We start from the raw sequence: 21,023 nt of genomic DNA on the forward strand, positions 1-21,023 counted from the left end.
TTGACCTGTCTAGCTCACACTAACCGCTAGTTCTCTGAACGCTGAATCAAGGTGCTACTTAAAATTTATTATAATGAATAATACTCATTTTTTCTTAATAAGTCAACACAATTTTATTACTTATAGAAGCCTTTAATCTTTAAGCCATATGCTTTACCTGCTGTCATATCATATTGGATAGCTTCATAGTCAGCTAAAATTTCTTGTTGCTTTTTAGTGAGATATTTTGGATCAATTACTTGTCCTTGCCGGCCAATTAATTCGAAGCCCTTATCGCCTTTAAAGTTAATCGTAATTGCCGGCAATTTCTTATGCACTTCAGTTAACAGCGCTTGGTAAGGGGTAACTTTCGAATCAGTCTGTTCCAGCATCATAGCAATAAAGTCACTCGAGCTGACGAAGTTATTAGCCCTACGCGGCAACCTAGTCTTAGCACCATGTTGACGAGCATACTTGTTTGAGTAAATAAAGTAGCGCGTTGAATGCATTTGTACCGGATACTTAGCAGTATAGTTTTGAGAAATAATGCTTGGATAGTGATCGCCATAAAAGACTAGAGTAATAGGCTTTTGAATTTTATCAATCTGCTTGATAAATTGCTCAACTGCCTTGTCAGTATATTGCGTACCCTTGACATAGGTAGCCATTTGATCACGTACTGCTGGAGACTTGAACAACTCTCCCGAAATCTTACCCATGTATTCGTTGTTGGGGTACCAGTTATTGTATGGCATGTGGTTTTGAATTGATATCAGGTTGATAAACTGGCCGCCATTACGTGAATTGATTTCTTTTAGTCCGTTGGCGTAGGTAGTGAAGTCAGAGTTATAACCGCTCTTACCTAGCTTCTTTTGGTCAATAATTTTATATTTTGAACCAACATAGATAAACTTATCAAACTTAAATCTATGGTAGTCTTCCTGACGTGAGTAGTATGTACCGATAAATGGGTGGACTGCAGATTTATAATCAAAGTTCATCCCTATTGTCGGGTAGAAGTCATAATTTGGCACAATCTGAACGTAAGGGGTCAAAGTAGACTTGAACATACCCATATTCAAACCAGTTAAGGTTTCCCATTCCATGTTGGCAGTACCACCACCATAACCAGCACTCAACATATTACCGTAGGTTGAGCGTGACTTCATCGACTGGATAAATTTAACTGGATTTGGAACATCACGATCGAATCTAATCGTAGGGAAGGTGCTTGGATCAACAAAGCTTTCACTCAGATTAAAGACAATGGTTTGATTCTTCAGGTCATTTTTACGTTTCTTATTAATTTTGGCAGCAACTTTTTCATACTTGGTATTTAGTTGCTTAATGCTTGTTTCTGAATAACCTTCAGGCTGATCCATAATTTGCAGGTCAATGTAATTCAAGAAATTAAGGACAGGCCCATTAACCTGAATATCACGCTCTGGGTTACGAAATCTCTGTCTGTTGTCAAAACCGCGATTAATATGATAGATTACGCCACCATCATGGTTAAAACGCAGCGGCGTAACAAATAGTAACAGACTTAACAGTGCCCAAATTCCACGCCGTTTCCATGATCCGCGCTTTTTGATTGGACACTTTAATTCTAAGAAAATATCCAGCGCAATTATTACAACCAATGCAATTAAAATTACAATGACAGTTGTTTTACCAATCATTGGAATCAAGGTTCTCCAGTTGACTATCTCACTTAATTCAGTAGGATAGATTGGTTCACCACGGAGTAAAAGCTTAATTTTATTTGCGATAGCCCAGCCGATAGCTATCAGACTTACCAGAATATTCGAAGTCCAGTAACGCGTTGTTACGAAATAAAATACTGAGAACAATGCATCTAGAAAAATGGTGGTTAGAATCATGGCAAAGAACTTAGTGCCAAGAAGATAAACTATCGCATTAATCGTTGCCGCCGTGCTTATCTGAATTCGTAAGTTATCGGATTCAATTAGGAAAGAGCCAAAACTTAAAATGTAGAACCAGGCCCAAGTTAGCAGATTAACCCTGTTTTTAATAACAAAGTTGGTAAATATTGCCCAACCCTTTTCACAAATTTTGGCCAGATTAGGTTCATGATCTAAGTAATTGATAATCTTAGCAAATGGATTTATTTGGAACAAATAGCGCTCAAGCAATTGATACCAGACAACCACAATGATTGTCATCACTAGCAGCAAAATCAGCTTGTCAATAATGGATGATCCTGTAAAGCTAAAAGCTCTCATAAATCTGGGTGAAATAGGTGCATCCATGATCATGATTACTGGGATAAAGTAGCGCATCTGCTTTTTGTTAAAAGTTAAGATTAACTTCTTAAACAATAAAAAGACGGCCACCACCAGTAAAAACATAAATGGTGACGTAGGATTATTTAAAAATTCCCTGTTCCAGTCGCCACCACCATTACCGGAAATTATCTGAGACCAGTAAACAGCGTCAAAGCCGGAAACGCCAATCACTACAATGAAGAAGGACAAAAAACCACTGATTAAAGATAATGTCAGCAACTTATTATTGATGGGAACATTGGCTAAAAACATGCCCCAGGCAAAGAAAAGCACTAAGTACAAGCCATAAAACGAGTATTGAAAAGATAAATTACCGGCACTGAGGGCAAAACCTAATAATGTCAGCAAACTTAGTACTAAGAGATTTTGCTTAACAGTTAATTTATGCAAAAAGTCATACAGGTGTGGCTGGATTAGTAAGCAGAAAACCAGGCCGGAGAACAAAACTGAAGTACTGGTAATGATGGGAAACAGCATTCCCCAAACGCGCCACATATTAAAACGGGTTGGAACTATAAAGAAAAAGAAAATGTAGTAAACGATCAAAGTAACACTGGCTAGCAGCCAATATTTAAAGCTTTCACTAACACTTTGCTTTTTCTTGCTGTAAACAGCACCAAATACCATAGGCACTATCATTAAAGTTGCGTTGTGCAACATGTTAGGCATAAAGTGAATAAATGAAAAGTGCGCACTGGCAGCAAATCCTTTCAAATTAAACATTTGCACTAGCATAAACAGAGTTGCCACCAGTAGGAAAATTATCTGAATAGCTTTTAAAGATTTCTTATTTTTATTCATATTCCTAAGTTATATTCCTCACTAAAAATGATGCTGTTGACTATCATGCAATAGACCCAATTTTTTCTTAATTGAGTATAAAACATCAACCTTTTTTCCGTTGCCAGTAAAAAAGTCACGTAGGTCATATCTAAATTTGAAAGTCATGACCAGAGTCATTATTAATAATACGATTCCCGCTTCTTTAACTTTAAAAAGTTCATACAAACTGAACAATATTATAAAAATTATCGGCGGAATCGTCAAATTTTGTAATAGTATCAGTAGTATTAAACAAACTAGAAGTGTCACCGCAGCAGCAGGAGTATCATACAGCGCCGCTACTATCACGGCTACCGTGACGCCCTTTCCCCCGTCAAAATGGTTCCAAAAGGGAAAGCAGTGCCCCAGCTCCAAGCCTAAGCCAGCATACAAAAGAGCAATATTGTCTGAGAAAAGATAGTGTCCGATAAGAAGACAGATGAGCGTTTTTAACAAGTCACCAATACAAGTTAATATACCCCATTTTTTCCCAAACACTGCTCCGACATTAGCCGTTCCTGGGTTACCCGAACCCACCTTTGTGGGATCCTCGTGTAAAGCAAAGCGGCAAATTAAAACCGCAGACAGCAAACAGCCGAATCCATATCCGATAGCGATTGACCACAAACGCATTACCAATTGTCGCCTTCTTCCTGGTAACTTTGATCTTGATAATCCTCGTAAATATGATAATCTTGATTTTCAGGATTTTTAAAATCAAACCCTTGAATTTTGTTACGTTTGTTTTGATAGGTTTCGTTATTGTCTACTGGTACAATAGACAAGCCTAATTCCGTTCGTAAGTAATCTGAAACTCTTTGCAGTTCCTTAGTTGATTGTACTTGATAAGATGCACCGTCAATTGTCGCATTGTGTCCGTGAAGATAATCATTTTTGACATTCTTGGTAGAATCACGGTAGTTAAACGCAATTTGACGCAGCGCATCAAAGGGCAAATTAGTTTTAATGTTATCAGAAATTGCAGACAATACTGAATCTAACCTGGCTAAAGTATTGATTGACACTGACTTCTTGATGATAGTAGTTATCACTTGGCGCTGGCGCTTCTGACGGCCATAATCACCTTCTGGATCGTCATAGCGCATACGTGAATAGGCCAGAGCTCCACCGCCACCCATGTGAGTCAACTGGTTTTTCTTAAAAATGTAACCACCATATTCAAAACTCAAAGTGGGTTTGATATTAATGCCACCGATATAGCGGATTAGCCGCATAATACCTTTCATATTTACCAAAACATAATATTTAATTGGCACATTAACTAACTTGGACACGCTTGCCATGGACATGGCTGCTCCGCCGACAGGATAAGCAGCATTAATTTTTTTAACTTGGAATTTTTCTGCTCCTATCATTTGGGCCATTGTGTCTCTTGGTACCGACATCAATGAATAGCGCTTTTTCTGCGGATTAACGACGGCAATAATAATAGTATCAGTATTACCTATTTTTTCTTTACGATCAAGTGCCCCGGTATCAGTGCCCATTAGCAATACAGCAAATTTTTTCTTGCCATCAAACTCGCCATTTTTGATCTGCACACTATTTTGGTCATCGTAGGCATTATCAACTGCATCTTTCGTGCGCAAATAAATATATGCGGAATATGCACCAACCGCCACAGTCAACAGGACTGCAAGGCTTAACACCCAAGCTAAAATCCGCTTTCTTCTGTGGTAGTCCTTGGCGTGTAATTCGACCCGACTCTTATGCGGGTGATTCTCGTTGTGATCCATAACTTTTTACTTACCTAAAATCTAGTTACAATGAGTATATTATAGCAAAAAAACAAACCGACGACGGTTTGTCAATTTTATCTTATTAAAAACATTAATTTGTTTAACTCAATGTTAAGGTCAACGTCAATTCTTCATCACTATCACTGGCTAGACTGGCCTGGTCTATACTAGCTTTAACTTGATCATTAGAAGCAGTTAACGCAAAATGAGCAGAGGCCAAAGTCAAAGTAGTATCGTCCCTACTCAGCTCGAGTTCATTTGCGTTGGTAGTGATTGACCAGCCTGTGAAAACAGGCATTAAGAATTGTAACGAAAATGGCAAATCTTTATGCGAATTATTTTTTAAATAAAACTTAATATCAATTCTATTTCCCTCCAAAGCATATGTCAGAATTGCCTCAAAATGGTAAGGAAAGTTTTTATAGCTTGAGTTGTCGTCAATTAACGCTAAGCTTACTCTGGAATCTCCCTTATCTACAACTGTCCATGGCAGGATGTCAGCCAGGTTTTCCCCTTGACCTGCTCCCTTAAAAATAATCTCTAATTGTTTTTGCTCATTCTCATCTTTAAAATAATCAGTTTGCTTATTTTGGGCAATAAAGTTAACTAACTTGGCACCCTTTTCAGAAATAGAAATTCGCAAAACAGAACTTTCAATCGTTTGCATAATTTACTCCCACACTTTTTTTCTTTCTCAAAAATAGCACTCAAATAATGTTATTGTCAATTTGTATCGAATATCTAAAATGCTTTTGTACATTTAATTAGAGCTTATTGCATACACTTTTTAGTAAAACAAGCTAAAAGTATTAGCAAAATTTTGTTAGATATATTATAATAGACTTGTTCCCGAGAATTAAAAGAAAGTTTTTGGAACAAGTTAATAAAAAGAGCATCCCAAGAAATTGGGGTGCTTTTTTTGTAAATCAAATTTCATAATTAATCCGATCGCGCGACGCCTCAGTTAAATCTGCAGAAACCGGTGCAACAAAGGAACCATCATCTGGCAACTTAATATCACTAGCTTTGCTAGCCTTCGGCAATACCGCTTTATTGTATAAACGACTCGCAAGTGTATCAGCAGCCATTTTCATTGCTTCACGCAGACCTTGCCCTTCGGTTATTCCCCCTTTAACATCAGGGAAACTAATTACATATATATCATTTTCCAGTGGCTTAAAAATGGCTGGATACGTCACAACTTTATGGTTCATCCTAAACCTCCTCGTTTTGCACTTTCCCTCTACAATAATATACCCAAATAAGTAAAAAGAAGAAAAAATTATTAAAAAATTATTTTTTAAAGCAAAAAAGTGTTGAAAATTTTTATTTTCGACACTTATTTACAAGTTATTATTTATTATTTTTGAATAGTCTCCAGCCACTTAAGATAACAGTAATTAGACAAATTATCATTGAAATAATGAAAACTACATGCATACCATAAATAAAAATTTCAGGTTGCTTGGGTAAATATGCGGTGACTCTAGCTCCTTTTGCTTTGCTCATTGCCGCAAATAATACGGTAGTTGCACTGGAAATACCAATAACCATACCTAGATTACGGGATAAAGAGTTAATACTGCCAGCAACACCTAAATCCTTTTGTTCAACAGAACCCATGACAAGTGAATTATTAGGAGAACTAAAAATGCCGCTTCCCAATCCCATTAAAGCGATGCTGATAATGAACAGCCAAATTGGTGAATTTAAGTTGCACAATGTGTAACCCACCTGGCTGATTAACAGTAAAACCAAACCAATAAATGTGATTAATTTAGGACCTATCTTGTCAGAAAGAGAGCCTGCAACAGGAGCGGCAACCAGCTGGACTACAGGTAAGATCATCAAGATATAACCTGTTTGGCTCGGAGGTAAGTGACGCGCATTTTCCAAGTAAAAAGGTGTGACCACATTGAAGAAAAAGTTGGTAATAAAAATTAATAACGCACAGAGCAGACTAACTGAAAAATCCGGATTTTTAAACAATTTGAATTGTAACAACGGATTAGCAGCATGATATTCCACATAAACAAACCAAATAAAACTTACAAGACCAATTATTAACATTAATAAAACCGGTAAAGAACTGAAACCTAATTGCTGGCCTAAGAAAACACCACCAAATAGAGTAATCATGCCGAAAGCAAAGCTGAACGAACCCATTTTATCCAGAGGAGCTTTGGTAAAAGTAATGTCTTGTGGTAAAAACTTGGCGCCAATTAATGCAGCAATGATTCCCACCGGCACATTAAGCCAAAAAATGTAAGACCAGGACAGGTGACTTAATATTAATCCACCTAAACCGGGTCCAGCGATTGAGCCCAGAGCAACAAAGGAGCCAATAGTTCCTAACGCTTTTCCTCTTTCTGTAGTGGGAAAAATTTCTGTGATAATACCATTATTAGTAGCCATAGTCATAGCGGCACCAACTGCTTGCAAGGCCCTTGCGCCCAGCAAAAACAATAGATTGATTCTAAAACCTGATAAAAGTGACCCCGCAATAAAAAAGATTGCGCCTAAGCGAAAAATTTTAATCTTGCCCAAGATATCACTTAACTTGCCAAAAAACAAAATAAAGCTGCAGACTACAATTAAGTAGAGCGAAACTACCCATTCGGACTGGCTCATTGGAATCCGCAAATCTTTACTGATTACTGGCAAAGCAATATTAACAATTGTGCCATCTAAAGTTGACATGAACGTGAAAAGTCCCACGGCAACCAGAATCCACCAGCGATTCTGTTGTACCTTTTGATTAGTTTGATAGCTTGTTCTTTGTGCCATTTTTACAAATATCTCCATTTCCAAAATTAGTTAGGTACCTTAATAGATTGAATTATACTCCTTTTTTTCTCTCTGCCAAGTAATAAAAACTACTAGCAGTATTTTTGCAAAACTTAGTAGCTAAAAGAGCCGTCGCTAGCATAAATCATTTGAGACAGCTATCTTAAAAAGCTTTATTTTGCCACCAAAATTGGTGGACAATTAATCTTCTTTTTGGTAAAGAAACATAGATGTATTAAAATTAAACTAATAGCAAAACAAAAGAGGTATGAATCATGAGGATTAAAAAATATTAATTTATAAGATCACCATTAATAACTTCACATACAGAAAGAGAATTAAATGATTGAAAATACTCCCCATAAAACAAAAGCATTTATTGCAGGAGTTAATTTAAATGACCCCAATTTTGATTATTACATGAATGAACTTGCCAATCTTACAGAAGCCGCAAACATGCAGGTTGTGGGACAGGCACGACAAAATGCGGAACACATCATAGCTGGAACTTATTTTGGTCTGGGAAAAATAAATGAAATTAAAGATATGGCACGGGGCCTAAAAGCAAAAGTATTAGTGCTTAATGATGAGCTAACACCTGTACAAATTCGTAATTTAGAAAAACTGACTAAGCTACGGGTAGTTGATCGCACAGAATTAATCTTAGAAATATTTTCAAGCCGTGCCCGGACTAAGCAAGCAAAATTACAAGTGCAGCTGGCGCAATTACAATATGAATTACCCCGCCTGCATCCCTCAGAAAACTCGTTGGATCAACAACGCGGTAATGGCGGTTCCACCGGTGGTGGTTTTGCCAACCGTGGGGCCGGGGAAACGAAACTGGAATTGAATCGGCGCACAATTGGCAAACAAATTTCTATTATAAAAAAGGAACTACAAACTATTAGTAAACAAGAAGAAATTAAAGCCAAAAGACGCAAGCAAAATCATATTCCTAAAGTTGCACTAGTCGGCTACACTAACGCTGGCAAATCAACAACAATGAATGGGCTGTTAACGGAATTTTCCAAGCATAGTGCCAAACAAGTTTTTGTCAAAAACATGCTGTTTGCGACGTTGGATACAAATGTTCGTCGCATCGACTTAGATAATAATTTTAGCTTTATCCTGTCAGATACAGTTGGTTTTATTTCTAAATTGCCCCATAACTTGATTGAATCTTTTAAAGCTACGCTGCAGGAAGTAAAAGATGCCGATTTATTAATTAACGTCGTTGATGCTTCTGATCCCAATATGATTCAAATGATTCGCACCACACAAAATGTGCTTGCTGAAATTGGCGTCAAAAACACACCGATGATTACTGCCTATAATAAGGCTGACAAGTCAGAGCGCAATTATCCGCAAATTGAAGGTAGCGGTATTCTATATTCTGCAATTGATACCAAGTCTATCGCAACCCTTGCTGATTTGATAACTAAGCATATTTTTAGCAGTTATAAGCAAATTAATCTGCTTTTACCCTTATCTGCGGGAAAGATTTTAGCTTACTTGCATGAAAATGCTCAAGTATTAAAAGAAAACTATCAAAATGATGGTATTCATGTTGTTGCGCGTCTTTCACCCCAAGAACAAGCACGCTTAGCTAATTATATTAACTAAAAAAAGATCCTCACACACTTATTATTGTGAGAATCTTTTTCATTTACTCAGAGTATAACCTCAAAACCACCATTTTATTATTGAATAACGCGCTTTGCTACACAAGGATAAAAATATGAACTGATTGTCTGCAAAACTACCCCCTGTTCAGGCGTTGCGGCACAAACATACTGATTATTGCCAACATAAATTCCCACATGATAAGGCGCATCTTCTGAGCCCCAAAATAAAAGATCACCCGGCTGCAACTGATCCAGCGATACAGTCACTCCAACTTTTACCTGGTCAGTCGTTACGCGGGGCAATTGCACGCCACCGACTTGATTATAAACATACTGAACCAGTCCCGAGCAGTCATAATTATCTGGGCCATTTCCGCCCCAGGCATAACCTTTGCCAATTTGACTTTCTGCTAAGTTCACCACGTCTTGTGCACGTTTAGAAACATTATCAGCAGAAACTTTATTACTCAAACGTGTTATTGGGGTTACATTAGCGGCACTCTTTGTTTGGATCGCATTATTAAGTTTAGGTCTAACTGTCTTTTGCTCCTGCGCCTTTGGCTTAGCTGTCTTCTGCTTATCCGGTGCAACTGCTATTTTTTTAGTTTTACTTTTAGCCTTTTTATTCTTCTTTTTAGTTACTGCACTCTTAACTTGCTCGTGCACAGTTTTTATATTAGAATCCTGCGTTAAATCTTGCGTGTAACGTGCTTCAATCCATTCACTGTCGCCAATCATGTACCATAATTTACCTTTGCGATCAACAGCCGTTTTGGCAACATTCCATTTACTTTTATTTTTTGCACGAAAACTGATCAGTTGCCCGCCATTATAATCTGTCCATATTTTCACACTCTTATTTGGCAGACAATTGATTTGTATTCTTTTTATAGGTGTCTTAAACGTAGCAGCATCTACAGTTTTTTGTGGTGAAGCAACACCAATTCCGGTTAATGTCAATGCTGCAGCAAGACCCATTTTCCAAAAATTACGCTTCATCAAATCATTTCTCCTTTGGTAGCATAATGTGACCAAAAACTAGTATTTAACTTCATTTTAAACGCTTCAGATTTTTAATCAAGTTACACTAACTAAATGGTACTAAAAAAACACTTAGAAAATTTCCTAAGTGTTTTAATTTTTAATATATTTCTATTCAAGAACACGTTTTGCAACTGAGGGATAGAAGTATGAACTTAAACTATCCTTAACAACACCTTGTGAAGGAGAAGCAGCATGAACATATTGGTTATTGCCAACATAAATACCAACATGGTATGGAGCACTTGCTGATCCCCAAAACAGAAGATCGCCAGGCTTTAAGTCCTGTATCGAAACCTGTTTACCTTGTTTAACTTGTGAATAAGTACTACGACTCAGGTTCACGCCAGTAGCTTCACTAAATACATACTGAGCCAAACCTGAACAGTCAAATCCTTGAGGTCCATTGCCACCCCAGGCATATGCTTTGCCCACTTCTGCATTAGCCAAATTAACAACTTTTTCTGCTTGCTTAACAGACTTTTTTGGTTTGACCGACTTTACTTTAACACCAGGTTTGACAGTATAACGTGCTTGAATCCATTGACCTTCACCAATTTGATACCAGGTCCTACCTTTTTGATCAACGGCACTGCTTAAAACATTAACCGTTTTACCGTGTTTTATCCGTTGGCCGGTAAAAGTAGGATTTTCATAGTTATCCCAAATATTGATGCCATAACCGGGAACATAATTGATTTTTACTTTTTTAGTGGCAGCTTTAACATTAACAGTTGTCAAATTATTATTGGCTAAACTGGCAACACCTAAGCCAGTAACGGTTAGCGCCGCAGCAGTAGTAAATTTTACTAAGTTACTTTTAATCTTCAAAATCAAAATCCCCCCGTATTCGCATCAAACTATTTATATTAATAAGCTCTACTTCTATATTACAAAATCAATTTTACACGCAAAGTATTACAAAAAGGTTACAGAAATAATACTGGTACGTAAAAAAGCCCTTTCACGAATTTAGTAGTAAAAGGGCGTTCAACTTAATTTTATTGTTTAGCAAATTTGGGGAAAATTAGAAAAGAGTGCTTAATCTAAAATACGTTTAGCAGCGGAAGGATAAAAATAAGCACTAATTGACTGCTTTAAAACACCCTGGCTTGGCGTAGCAGCATGTACAAACTGGTTATCACCCACATAGATACCGACATGGTTTGGGGCAACTGAAGATCCCCAGAAAAGTAAATCACCTTTCTTTAATTTTTTTAGTGAAACTTTTTTACCTTGTAAAACTTGTGAGTAAGTAGTTCTTGGTAAAATTTTATTTCCAGCTGTCTTGTAGACATATTGTACTAAACCGGAACAGTCAAAAGAATAAGGACCCGCAGCGCCATATACATAGCCTTTGCCAACTTGCTTTTTAGCTAAATTAGCTACAGCTGTACGCTTCTTGGTTACACTACTAGCACTGACATCATTAGCAGTAGCAGCACTAACTACCGTTACGCTAGTTGCACCAGTGAAAAAGAGGGCAATAACAATTATTAACTTAATTAATCCTTTCGAGTGTCCGTGTTTCAAAATTAAACTCTTTTCTAAATATATTTATTAATTTTAGCAAGCAGAGTTAAAACTACTTATCTATTTCTTCCGACATTTTCTATCTTACTCATTTAATGTTACACATTCGTGTCAAACGAGCTACAAAATGTTAAGAATTTTAATTTGAAACCGTTTTTACAAAAGTAATTGCTCAAGCAAGTTACCTACTCAGTTTTTTAACAATATTATCGAGTTGACGCTTAGTCTGATTCCAATCGTCATTAACCAAGATGTGCGCGTATTTTTGTAGAGTTGGCGGCAGGACGTTTAGTTCATTGCCAGTTAAGCGTTCTTTAATCTTATTTGGATCATCTCCGCGCTTTATTAAACGTTCGGCCAGCATCTTTTTCGAACTGGCAGTAACGTATAAAAAATAGACTTGTTTTTCTAACTTTGCTAGGTAAGATTGCGCTCCCTTAATGTCGACAATCAAAGACACTAGATCATGATCCTGCCAAGCCTGGTCTAGAGCTTCTTTACTTGAACCATACTGGTAGGAACCATATTTGACATGTTCAAAAAAATGCAGTTTCTTAAAACTGGCTTCACTTTCAAAGTGATACGATTCTTTTGAACTTTCTCCCGGCCTCATTGGCCGGGTGGTGTGGGTCAATACCCTGGGAATGGCGAACGTATTTGCCAAGTATTCTGAAATAGTAGTTTTACCAGCACCGCTGGGGCCGGCAATTAAAATTAATTTTTGCAAAATCCGAGCTTCCTTTACTTGAAAACTATTCGCTTTTATAATAATATCTTTCTATTATAGTGAAACATGGCTAAGAGAGGAAGTAAAACTTATTATGAAAAAAGCTGACGTCAAAGCAGATGACATTCTCAGTGCCAAGTCTGATGAAGAACTGACCAAACCATTTGTGGGCAAAGTAGAAAAAATTTATGAAAATTCTGTTCTGCTAAAAATAATCGATTATGATAAAGCTGATAAAACTGCAGTTAGTGACCTCAATCAAAAAATAGTGGTCAACTTTAAGAACCTAAAAACCGTTTCTAAAAAGAAAATGAAGGAAATTCAGGCTTTAGCAAAAAGTGACGTTAAAGTAGAAAAGATCAAAAAATCTGCCACAGAAAAAACAACTACTGCCACAAACAAAGAATAATAACTATTTATTAATTAAGAAACAGTGATTAATGTTCACTGCTCTTTTTTTTTGCCTTATTTTTGCCTAAAATTAAAGCATGAAAATATTTATGATATGGAGAAAAAAGTGAAAGAAAAAGCAAAAACCATTTTATTTTGGTTTATTCTAATACAACCGTTTCTAGATTTATATTGGTTCTATCATGGCACTCTGGCTAATATTTTACCATTTACACTGCCCACAATTATCCGTATTTTTGCAGTGGCGAGCCTGGTTTGCCTTTACTTTAGCTCGCAAAATTCTTGGCAGAAACTATCACAGGAAAAATGGCTGCTAATTTATATTATTTTATTAGTCATCTATTCAGCACTACATTTAATGCACGTGCAGCATTTTACCAGCGTGAGTCCCAACAATTATGGTTATTCCCCTAGTGGAGAAATCTTCTATTTAATTAGAATGATATTACCCTTAACAGTGCTTTATTTGACTGATGAATTAAATTTTGGGTCCCAGCAATTGCAAATGGTGATCGAAGGCATCTCTGGACTTTTTTCCGGGACTATTGTACTTTCTAACCTTTTCGTTATTTCCCTGAAATCATACGAAACAGGAACTATCAGTGCCAACATTTTTGAATGGTTCTTTAATCCCAATATCGGTTATTCCCATATGGCATCTAAAGGCTTCTTCAATTTTACCAACATGATTTCAGCCGTCCTCTTTATGTTGTTGCCGCTCATGCTCTACTATCTTTTCACTTCATTTAACTGGCATACCATTTTGTTAAATGTGTTGCAGGCTCTGGCAATGATTGAAATCGGCACTAAAGTTGCTGCTATTGGTCTGATTGGCGGAATAATAATCGGTCTCATCCTGTTTGGCCTGCATAAATATCTGATTAAAGATGTAAAAAAGGGCGGCAAAGCGTTTTTAGTTGCTGTCTTAATAGAAGCAGGAGCCCTAGTGATTTTGCCCTTTGGCCCTGCAATTCAGCGTTATAATTATGAAATTTATCTAGCTAAACAGTCTGACCATGATTTAGCGGACGAAAAAAAGGAATTAGCTGCTGGTTTACAAAAATACCCTAATGGCAAAAAAAGAAAAGAGTTTTTACGTTACTTCATTAAGAAAAATTATCAAGAATATGCGCTTAATCCCAAATTTGTCTTTAAAAGCTATCCTTACCAATATGACCCGGAATTTTGGCTCAAAATTATGAACGAACCGGGCCAGTCGCGCATGGAAAACCGCCAAATTGAAAAGGCTATGCTCAATCAAGTAGTCAAAACCAATAACAACAAACTAGACAAGCTTTTTGGTATTTCTTACATCCGAGAAAACAATATTTTTAATTTAGAACGAGATTTTACTGCCCAAATATATTCCTTAGGCTGGCTGGGAATGCTTTTGTATGTCGGACCATATTTGGCAGTACTAATTTATGGTGCATACAGGTGGCTCAGATATAAAGCAGCACGGACTTATTTAGTCAGTTCCTTAATCGTTGCCAGTGGTTTCATCCTACTTGCTGCTTTCTCTTCCGGTAATGTGGTGGACTTTTTGACAGCCAGCTTTATCCTCGCCTTCATTGAAGGAAATCTATTAGTTCAGGTTCGTAAAAAGGAAACAATAGCAATATCCAATTAATGTAAAATGTAGCTTTATCATAGTTTTAATTTTAGATAAAGGACTAACTGTCACAATCAGACTTAGTTCTTTTATTTGTTAAAAATTTTCTGCCCATTAGAAAACCCCGCAATTTATTCAATTTCGGGGTTTAAACTAAGTTAGTTGCTTAAATTTTATTCTTTATTCATTGTATCTGCTAATTCTTTAAACCATAAGGCACTCCTTTTAACATAACGCTTCTGCGTTTTGAAATCTACATAAAACAGACCATAACGTTTGTTGTAGCCATTCGCCCAGGAAAATTGATCTTGCAGAGACCATACAAAATAGCCTTGGACATTCACTCCTTCAGTGCGAGCTTTTAAAAGGGCTGCGACATGTTGATCAATAAAATCAATTCTGGGAGTGTCATCAATAATCTTATCTGGGCTGACAAATTTATCCTTATAACCTAAACCATTTTCAGTCACATAAATTGTCTTACAGTTAGGATAATCATGACTGATACGCTTTAATGTGTCATAGAGACCCTGTGGGAAAATATTCCAGTCCCAGTCGGTTGTCGGTACCCCCGGCTTTTTGACAGTTTCTCCTACTCCTTTAAACTTAAAGGAAGAAGTACCCTTGTCACCAGTACCGTTAAAGTGGTTTTCACTTTCGCCATGATACGCTTTAATAAACTGATTTTGATAATAATTTAGACCAAAAATATCATTTTGTGATGCAGCTTTAGCGAGAATATCGAGGTCACCGTCTTGAATATCCAAATGTGCGTTATTTAAACGCAGTATTTCATTAATTGATGCCATGGTATCGTCTGAGTAATAGCCTAAGAACGTCCCATCAAGCAAAAACTTGTTCAAAAACGCATCTTGCAATTTAGCTGCATGTTTATCTTCAGTACTGGTTGATATTGGATATACTGGTTGAATAACATGAATTAGGCCAATTCTACCTGGTAAACCCAGCTCTTTATATAAATTAACTACTCTGGCATGTGCCACTAACTCGTTATGTTCGGCCTGAATTGCACTGGTGACATCAAAATGATGGTTTGGTGGAAAAGTACCGGCAATGTACTGTGAATATGCTAAAGAAATTAGTTCATTAATAGTAAACCAGTTTTTTACCTCTTTAAATTCATTAAAGCAAAACTTGGCATAGTCAACAAAATAATCAATATTCTTGCGATTTAACCAGTCACCATTATCAAATAAAGTTTTAGGACTATCAAAATGATGCAGGCTAACGTAAGGTTCAATGCCATTATCAAGACATTCTTTGAATAATTTATGATAATATTCCACGCCTTTTTGATTTACTTGACCGTAACCCTCAGGAAAAATTCTGGTCCAAGCAATTGAAACGCGCACAGCATTTAAACCATATTTCTTGGCAAGCCCAATGTCTTCTGGATACCGGTTGTAAAAGTCACTAGCAGGATTTGGTGAAAATCTGCCCTGTTTTTCAAGGTAATCATCCCACATTGTTTTGCCCTTGCCATCAACTTGAGTGCTGCCTTCAACTTGATAAGCGGCAGTGGCACCACCCCACACGAAATCGCGAGGTAATTTTTGTACTCTATTTAGTAAAGTCATTTTATTCTCCTTTATTCTGAAATGTTAGCAATTATCAGGTCCAGACACTTGTCGGCATGCTGGGTCATATCTATATATTGCTTCCCGGTAGTCGTAATCATTTTAGCGTTATTCTTATCACATTCCTTTTTCAGTTCATCTTTCATCGCATTCATTTGCGGTGCCAAAATAACGATGTCCATTCCTGAAAGCAAGTCGTGGTGAGCACCAAATGAAGTAGCAGCCACTGCTAAAGGTAAATTGTTTTCAGCAGCTAACTTGTTTAAGGCTTTGGCCAAAATACCACTGGTACCGCCCCCTGCACAAAGTACGAGAACATTCAGACTTTTACCATCTTTTGTTTTAGACAGTGGAATTTTGCTTTCACTTGCAGTTTTATTAGTATTATTTTCAGAAACAGAAGCTGCTAGTTCAGTACTGGTATTAGCAGCAGTTGCATTAGTTACTTTTGCTGCTTCTTCAGCACATTTTTGCATGTCATATGCTTTAAAGAACGGGTAGTACATCACAACATCAACTACTAGAAGCAATATTGCCAAGATAATTGAACCAATCGAAAAGCCGGTACCCATTATCAAGCCGAGTGTTCCTGGTGTAGTCCAAGGCAAATTGTAAATAAAGCCAGGCATGTGGAAGACATCAACAAATATTTTAAAAAGCCAGACATTGGCAATTGGTGTCAAAATGAAAGGAATAAAGAAGACTGGGTTCAAAATTAATGGTGCACCAAATAAAATTGGCTCATTAACCCCGAACAAAACTGGAATTGATGCAGCACGACCTACTGCTTTTAATTCCTTTGATTTAGACATGAAAGCAAACATTAATGTAATTACTAAAGTGGCACCAGTACCACCTAAAGTAGCAACAAAGTATTGTGTACCTTGAGCCAGAATTCTGTTGGCGCCTGCAATATTACCAGCTTTCCAGGCTGCTAAGTTTAATTCAACATTGCTTAAATAGATAGCAGTAACCGCCGGCTCAACGATTGATGGCCCCTGGATTCCGATAAACCAGAAGAATGCCATCGCACCATAAACTATTGCCAGACCAAAATAACCGTCTGCTGCGGTAAATAAAGGTGATAAAACTTGAATAATCCAGGCAGCTAGGTTAGTCCCAGTCGCAGCTCTAAAAGCTAATGAAAAGATCCAGAAGAAAAACGTACTAATTGCAAAAGGAATAATGTTTTTAAAGGCTCCCGCAATATTTTGGGGTACAGCATCTGGCAATTTAATCGTAATATTGTGTTTAAAACATTGATAGTATACATTTGGAACTATAAATGCTACCAGAAAGGCACAAATTAGTCCTTTGGTACCAATCATTGCAACTGCAAAATACAGGTTGTTCATTTTATCAGTTAAAGTATCAACAGCTACCAAGACAAAAGAAACTTGTGCGGTAAACTGCACACCTACGGTTGGAATTTGATCTGTTTTTGGTAAATCCAGATTAAACGAATCAGTTAATGCCTTAGCAACCGATGAAGAGGCCATTAATGCTAAAACTCCCATGGACATGTTGTAAAACATGTTTAATGCATTAGCCACTTTGGTTGGCCAGGCAAAGTGCCAGATCAAAGGCACGTTGGCTATCAGTAAAAATATACTGGAAAAGATAATTATCGGCATTAAAGCAATAAAGCCATCTCTGACCGCCCGCAAATATTTATTAGCGGCGACTTTTTGAAAGAATGGCTGTGCTTTTTCAATTTGCTTAATTACAGCATTCATTTTTAAACTCCTTGTTCATTTACTTATTTTTTAGTTCATTCAATTCCTTCAGAGCGGAATTATACTTCTCATACAAATCTATAAAATATTTAGCTTCATCCCTTAATAGCATCGTAGTCATTAAAGTATCCTGCCCGTGTGACATAATGAATGTGGTCTCCATTTCTTCACCACTGGCTTCTTTACTCATTAGTTTTGTTTGTGCATTATGAGCATCATTTAAAGAGCTGTCTGCACTTTTAACCAGCTCTCTGGCCTTGTCATAATTGCCTTTTTTAGCTTCATCAAGTGCTGTGATTAATGCAGTCTTCGCATCGCCAGCATAAGCGACTATTTCAAAGCCGGCCATTGAAATTTCTTCTTTAGTTGCCATCTTTTTACTCCTTTTCTTTTGGCCCTAAAATTTGATGAATGTGAATGATAAAGTAAACCCTCTCTGCGTCTGACGGCTGAAAATTAAATTCAGCATTAAGAGCCTGAAAAATTTCTTGAGTTATTTTGTAAGATCGCGGATAGGCCTTGATCATGTCACATTCAATCTTTTTATCGATAGATTCATTTTTTTCTGGCGGACGCCAGAGCCTTTTGGCCAGATACTGCAAGTGAATTAGAAATCGTCTAAAGCTGTCCCGATTTTTACCATTTTGATAAATGTTATTGTTATCCAGGACATTAAGAACAACATTAATTAATTTAGACGTGTTAAAAATATATTTTGATTTACCTTCGTGCTTGGCAATACCCGTAGGAATCTTGCTGTTGATAAAATGAAGCGCTATACTTTTAACCTCTGAAAGTGGAAAATCAACGCTTAATTTATCGTTAATAATTCCCAGAGCTTCGTTTGCAATTTGATATTCTTTTGGATATTTTTCACTTAAATCTGGAATTTCATTTTCCCGATATTTTCCTGCTAACAGTAATTTGTAGGCGCCATTGACATGTTCACTTAAGGTGAGATAGATTGAATCATAAACCTGAAAATGATAATTGATTCGCGCATTTTCAATAACCGCAAAAACTGCTGCAATAATATCTGCAGGAATATTATGGAAAAGGTAATTAAACGACTCTTTATCCTTCTTACTGTCTAAATAAAATATTTTCTGAATTTTTTTAGTATCAACTAGTCTATTTTTGCCCTGTTCAAATCCCACTCCCTTACCGAAAACAATAGCTTCCTGTCCTTTCCCAACATCAACTAAAATGCTGTTATTATTAAAAATTTTTTTAAGGCGCATAACATCTTCCTTTTTTGCAGAAAAAAAGAGACTACTAGCAATAGCCGATGAACAATAAAAATTCATCAGTTATACTAGTAGTCTCGCCTAATTTGATAGTAACAATCTACTTAAATTTTCAATACAGATAAAGCATACCACACTTTTACAATTATGCAAACGCTTTATTTATTTTATTTTTCTTTCTCCCTGATAAACGATGAATCCGGAATCCTGATTAAGTAATAACGAGTAGCATTATGCCCTGCATGCATGCCAATACCATTTTGCCAGACTTTTTTGTAGTTAGCGGTGTATATAGCAACGTAAGCTCGTTGATATTTGCGGTCCATTGTCTGCAGTTGTTTTTTGTTATACGGAATTTTAGCTGCATTAAGATCCAGAGGACTTTTACCATAAGCCACCGTAGCGAAATCACTGGCTACTTTAATCTTTTTACCCGGCCTGTAATAAGTGAAAGTCTGGGTACTAATTCTTTTCTTTTTCGAATCAATTGTAACGTAACTTGAATTGCCTTCTCCCGGGTTCATGACAATCGGTTCATAAGTAATATGAGACGTAATCTTAGTCGTATCATCAAGATCCGGGTTATCCAGCATAGTCTTGCCAAATAACCAGACAATCCCAACTAAAAGAGCGGCTACTTCAATGATATCTATCAAAAAATTGGGCCAGCTAAATTGCCGGTGTTTCTTAATAATCATTGTGATGCGGCGCTTACGAATGTTTTGCACAACAAAAACGAAATAAAGAATAACTACTACCCATAACAATACTCCAAGTAGATTCCAGCTAATCATAATGGACCTCCTGCATCTTTCTCCATTATATGGTAAAAAACACCTTTTGAATAGTTACGTTCAAATTTGCATTAATTTTCACCTACTAAGTCTCAGATATTTTATTTTTTAGTCTTTGTCTCTTTTTGCGCCTTTTTTGTATTAGGTTTTTTAACAACAGGCTTCTTTTTAGCAGAAGCAGCAGGCTTTTGGTACTCACGCACTTGTTTTATTTTTTCCTGCATAGCATCTGTTAAGTTGGCAACAACTTCGGTTTCATTTTGTTCAATTTCTGCTTCTGTCGCGATTTGATCAATTCGGAATCCCGATGCATTCAAATATTCCGACTGCGTTTCAAAGTATACTGCAACCGGATAATCTTTGCCCTCTTCAAAAAAATTGGCATTCTTCTTATAATTACTATATGGCAAGTTGATCATATTGGTCTCTAACGCAAAAGTTATGGGTCTTTGACCGGTAATTTCAAGAGCAATATGACTCAGTGAATTATGCTTAAGGGCAGCTTTAGTTTCCTTAATTAATTTAGTTGCCTGCTCACGCAACTTGGTTTTGGACTTGCTGATATCAGCATATTTAGTAGTTTCTAAGTCTTCAATATAATCTTGCTTTTCTATTTTGGTAGTGAAATCTGTTAAGCTTATTTTCAAGTTAAAAATCCTTATCTAATTTATCAATATTTATCATCTTTTATACGATACTCAAATTTTGGTTTAAAAACAATTTATTTTATTTCTTTTAAAAATAATTTTTAAAAAACATTTTTTCTGCTCAGAGTTATTTTATAATATTTTTGCAATTATTTAGTTGAAAGAAAACGAAAGCTACGCACTATTTTTGTAAATATTAAATAACGCTTTAGTCCTTAAAATTTTGCAAAAGCGCTTTTATAAAAATTTATCAAAAAAACATAGACTTATCTACTTTACAAGCGTTTTCACATAGAGTAAATTTAACATGTAACTAAAAATTTTTCACTAAATTTTTTAACTGAAAGGTAGACGAATATGTCAGATAAAGTTTACACAGATTATTTCTATAATTC

Annotated in this window: 19 protein-coding genes; 3 read left to right on the top strand and 16 right to left on the bottom strand. The window is 36.5% G+C overall.

What is annotated here, in order from left to right; translation table 11 throughout:
- Positions 1-116: 116 nt before the first annotated feature.
- The 6 genes from Q0R51_RS06410 to Q0R51_RS06435 form a co-directional block, all read right to left on the bottom strand.
- Positions 117-3,089, bottom strand: coding sequence for an LTA synthase family protein (locus Q0R51_RS06410; protein ID WP_294757482.1), 2,973 nt, complete (start codon positions 3,087-3,089; stop codon positions 117-119).
- A 21-nt stretch (positions 3,090-3,110) separates the two neighbouring features.
- On the bottom strand, positions 3,111-3,743 hold the full coding sequence (locus Q0R51_RS06415) for a glycerol-3-phosphate acyltransferase (RefSeq protein ID WP_294757484.1): 633 nt from the start codon (positions 3,741-3,743) through the stop codon (positions 3,111-3,113).
- Complete coding sequence (locus Q0R51_RS06420) at positions 3,743-4,867, bottom strand: LCP family protein (protein ID WP_294757485.1); 1,125 nt, start codon at positions 4,865-4,867, stop codon at positions 3,743-3,745. Before Q0R51_RS06420 ends, Q0R51_RS06415 begins: the two co-directional genes overlap by 1 nt.
- A 103-nt stretch (positions 4,868-4,970) precedes the next feature.
- Complete coding sequence (locus Q0R51_RS06425; protein ID WP_294757486.1) at positions 4,971-5,537, bottom strand: aldose epimerase; 567 nt, start codon at positions 5,535-5,537, stop codon at positions 4,971-4,973.
- Between the two features lie 259 nt (positions 5,538-5,796).
- On the bottom strand, positions 5,797-6,084 hold the full coding sequence (locus Q0R51_RS06430) for a type II toxin-antitoxin system HicB family antitoxin (RefSeq protein WP_046325489.1): 288 nt from the start codon (positions 6,082-6,084) through the stop codon (positions 5,797-5,799).
- 139 nt (positions 6,085-6,223) lie between these two features.
- A complete protein-coding gene (locus tag Q0R51_RS06435) occupies positions 6,224-7,657 on the bottom strand; it encodes an MFS transporter (protein WP_294757488.1) in 1,434 nt (477 codons plus the stop codon).
- A 342-nt stretch (positions 7,658-7,999) separates the two neighbouring features.
- On the opposite strand from Q0R51_RS06435, the gene hflX reads away from it, so the two are divergent.
- Positions 8,000-9,280, top strand: a complete 1,281-nt coding sequence (gene hflX / locus Q0R51_RS06440; protein WP_294757489.1) for a GTPase HflX — start codon at positions 8,000-8,002, stop codon at positions 9,278-9,280.
- 77 nt (positions 9,281-9,357) lie between these two features.
- Here hflX and Q0R51_RS06445 read toward each other — a convergent pair whose 3' ends face one another.
- The 4 genes from Q0R51_RS06445 to Q0R51_RS06460 all read right to left on the bottom strand — a co-directional run bounded on the left by Q0R51_RS06445 (position 9,358) and on the right by Q0R51_RS06460 (position 12,583).
- Positions 9,358-10,281 (bottom strand): C40 family peptidase, encoded by a 924-nt coding sequence (locus Q0R51_RS06445; protein ID WP_294757490.1) that lies wholly within the window; start codon positions 10,279-10,281, stop codon positions 9,358-9,360.
- A gap of 153 nt (positions 10,282-10,434) precedes the next feature.
- Complete coding sequence (locus tag Q0R51_RS06450) at positions 10,435-11,154, bottom strand: C40 family peptidase (protein WP_294757491.1); 720 nt, start codon at positions 11,152-11,154, stop codon at positions 10,435-10,437.
- A gap of 210 nt (positions 11,155-11,364) precedes the next feature.
- The gene (locus Q0R51_RS06455; RefSeq protein WP_294757493.1) at positions 11,365-11,856 is read right to left on the bottom strand and encodes a C40 family peptidase; all 492 of its coding nucleotides are present in this window, start codon (positions 11,854-11,856) and stop codon (positions 11,365-11,367) included.
- Positions 11,857-12,037: 181 nt separating this feature from the next.
- A complete protein-coding gene (locus Q0R51_RS06460; protein ID WP_294757496.1) occupies positions 12,038-12,583 on the bottom strand; it encodes a guanylate kinase in 546 nt (181 codons plus the stop codon).
- Positions 12,584-12,677: 94 nt separating this feature from the next.
- On the opposite strand from Q0R51_RS06460, the gene Q0R51_RS06465 reads away from it, so the two are divergent.
- Positions 12,678-12,992, top strand: a complete 315-nt coding sequence (locus Q0R51_RS06465) for a DUF2187 domain-containing protein (protein WP_294757498.1) — start codon at positions 12,678-12,680, stop codon at positions 12,990-12,992.
- 108 nt (positions 12,993-13,100) lie between these two features.
- Positions 13,101-14,624 carry an O-antigen ligase family protein gene (locus tag Q0R51_RS06470; RefSeq protein ID WP_294757499.1) on the top strand — a complete coding sequence of 508 codons (1,524 nt, stop codon included), beginning with the start codon at positions 13,101-13,103 and terminating at the stop codon, positions 14,622-14,624.
- Between the two features lie 155 nt (positions 14,625-14,779).
- Here the strand turns inward: Q0R51_RS06470 and lacG are convergent, their stop codons facing one another.
- From lacG to Q0R51_RS06500, 6 genes are all read right to left on the bottom strand, one after another.
- Positions 14,780-16,204, bottom strand: coding sequence for a 6-phospho-beta-galactosidase (gene lacG / locus Q0R51_RS06475; protein ID WP_294757501.1), 1,425 nt, complete (start codon positions 16,202-16,204; stop codon positions 14,780-14,782).
- A gap of 11 nt (positions 16,205-16,215) precedes the next feature.
- Positions 16,216-17,940: a PTS lactose transporter subunit IIBC gene (locus Q0R51_RS06480; RefSeq protein ID WP_294757502.1), complete on the bottom strand. Its 1,725-nt coding sequence runs from the start codon at positions 17,938-17,940 to the stop codon at positions 16,216-16,218.
- A 19-nt stretch (positions 17,941-17,959) separates the two neighbouring features.
- Positions 17,960-18,313: a PTS lactose/cellobiose transporter subunit IIA gene (locus Q0R51_RS06485; RefSeq protein ID WP_046325500.1), complete on the bottom strand. Its 354-nt coding sequence runs from the start codon at positions 18,311-18,313 to the stop codon at positions 17,960-17,962.
- A 4-nt stretch (positions 18,314-18,317) separates the two neighbouring features.
- Complete coding sequence (locus Q0R51_RS06490; protein ID WP_294757503.1) at positions 18,318-19,181, bottom strand: PRD domain-containing protein; 864 nt, start codon at positions 19,179-19,181, stop codon at positions 18,318-18,320.
- Positions 19,182-19,354: 173 nt separating this feature from the next.
- Positions 19,355-19,981, bottom strand: a complete 627-nt coding sequence (locus tag Q0R51_RS06495; protein WP_198202577.1) for an LVIS_2131 family protein — start codon at positions 19,979-19,981, stop codon at positions 19,355-19,357.
- Positions 19,982-20,082: 101 nt separating this feature from the next.
- A complete protein-coding gene (locus Q0R51_RS06500; protein WP_294757506.1) occupies positions 20,083-20,628 on the bottom strand; it encodes a hypothetical protein in 546 nt (181 codons plus the stop codon).
- Positions 20,629-21,023 lie beyond the last annotated feature (395 nt).

The organism is uncultured Lactobacillus sp., assembly GCF_946477725.1.
In the GTDB taxonomy this organism is placed as follows: Bacteria; Bacillota; Bacilli; order Lactobacillales; family Lactobacillaceae; genus Lactobacillus.

Excerpts from the sequence above, each read along its gene's own strand:
- Q0R51_RS06410 (WP_294757482.1), bottom strand. The coding sequence starts at position 3,089 with ATGAATAAAAATAAGAAATCTTTAAAAGCTATTCAGATAATTTTCCTA.
- Q0R51_RS06415 (WP_294757484.1), bottom strand. The coding sequence starts at position 3,743 with ATGCGTTTGTGGTCAATCGCTATCGGATATGGATTCGGCTGTTTGCTG.
- Q0R51_RS06420 (WP_294757485.1), bottom strand. The coding sequence starts at position 4,867 with ATGGATCACAACGAGAATCACCCGCATAAGAGTCGGGTCGAATTACAC.
- Q0R51_RS06425 (WP_294757486.1), bottom strand. The coding sequence starts at position 5,537 with ATGCAAACGATTGAAAGTTCTGTTTTGCGAATTTCTATTTCTGAAAAG.
- Q0R51_RS06430 (WP_046325489.1), bottom strand. The coding sequence starts at position 6,084 with ATGAACCATAAAGTTGTGACGTATCCAGCCATTTTTAAGCCACTGGAA.
- Q0R51_RS06435 (WP_294757488.1), bottom strand. The coding sequence starts at position 7,657 with ATGGCACAAAGAACAAGCTATCAAACTAATCAAAAGGTACAACAGAAT.
- hflX (WP_294757489.1), top strand. The coding sequence starts at position 8,000 with ATGATTGAAAATACTCCCCATAAAACAAAAGCATTTATTGCAGGAGTT.
- Q0R51_RS06445 (WP_294757490.1), bottom strand. The coding sequence starts at position 10,281 with ATGAAGCGTAATTTTTGGAAAATGGGTCTTGCTGCAGCATTGACATTA.
- Q0R51_RS06465 (WP_294757498.1), top strand. The coding sequence starts at position 12,678 with ATGAAAAAAGCTGACGTCAAAGCAGATGACATTCTCAGTGCCAAGTCT.
- lacG (WP_294757501.1), bottom strand. The coding sequence starts at position 16,204 with ATGACTTTACTAAATAGAGTACAAAAATTACCTCGCGATTTCGTGTGG.
- Q0R51_RS06480 (WP_294757502.1), bottom strand. The coding sequence starts at position 17,940 with ATGAATGCTGTAATTAAGCAAATTGAAAAAGCACAGCCATTCTTTCAA.
- Q0R51_RS06485 (WP_046325500.1), bottom strand. The coding sequence starts at position 18,313 with ATGGCAACTAAAGAAGAAATTTCAATGGCCGGCTTTGAAATAGTCGCT.
- Q0R51_RS06490 (WP_294757503.1), bottom strand. The coding sequence starts at position 19,181 with ATGCGCCTTAAAAAAATTTTTAATAATAACAGCATTTTAGTTGATGTT.
- Q0R51_RS06495 (WP_198202577.1), bottom strand. The coding sequence starts at position 19,981 with ATGATTAGCTGGAATCTACTTGGAGTATTGTTATGGGTAGTAGTTATT.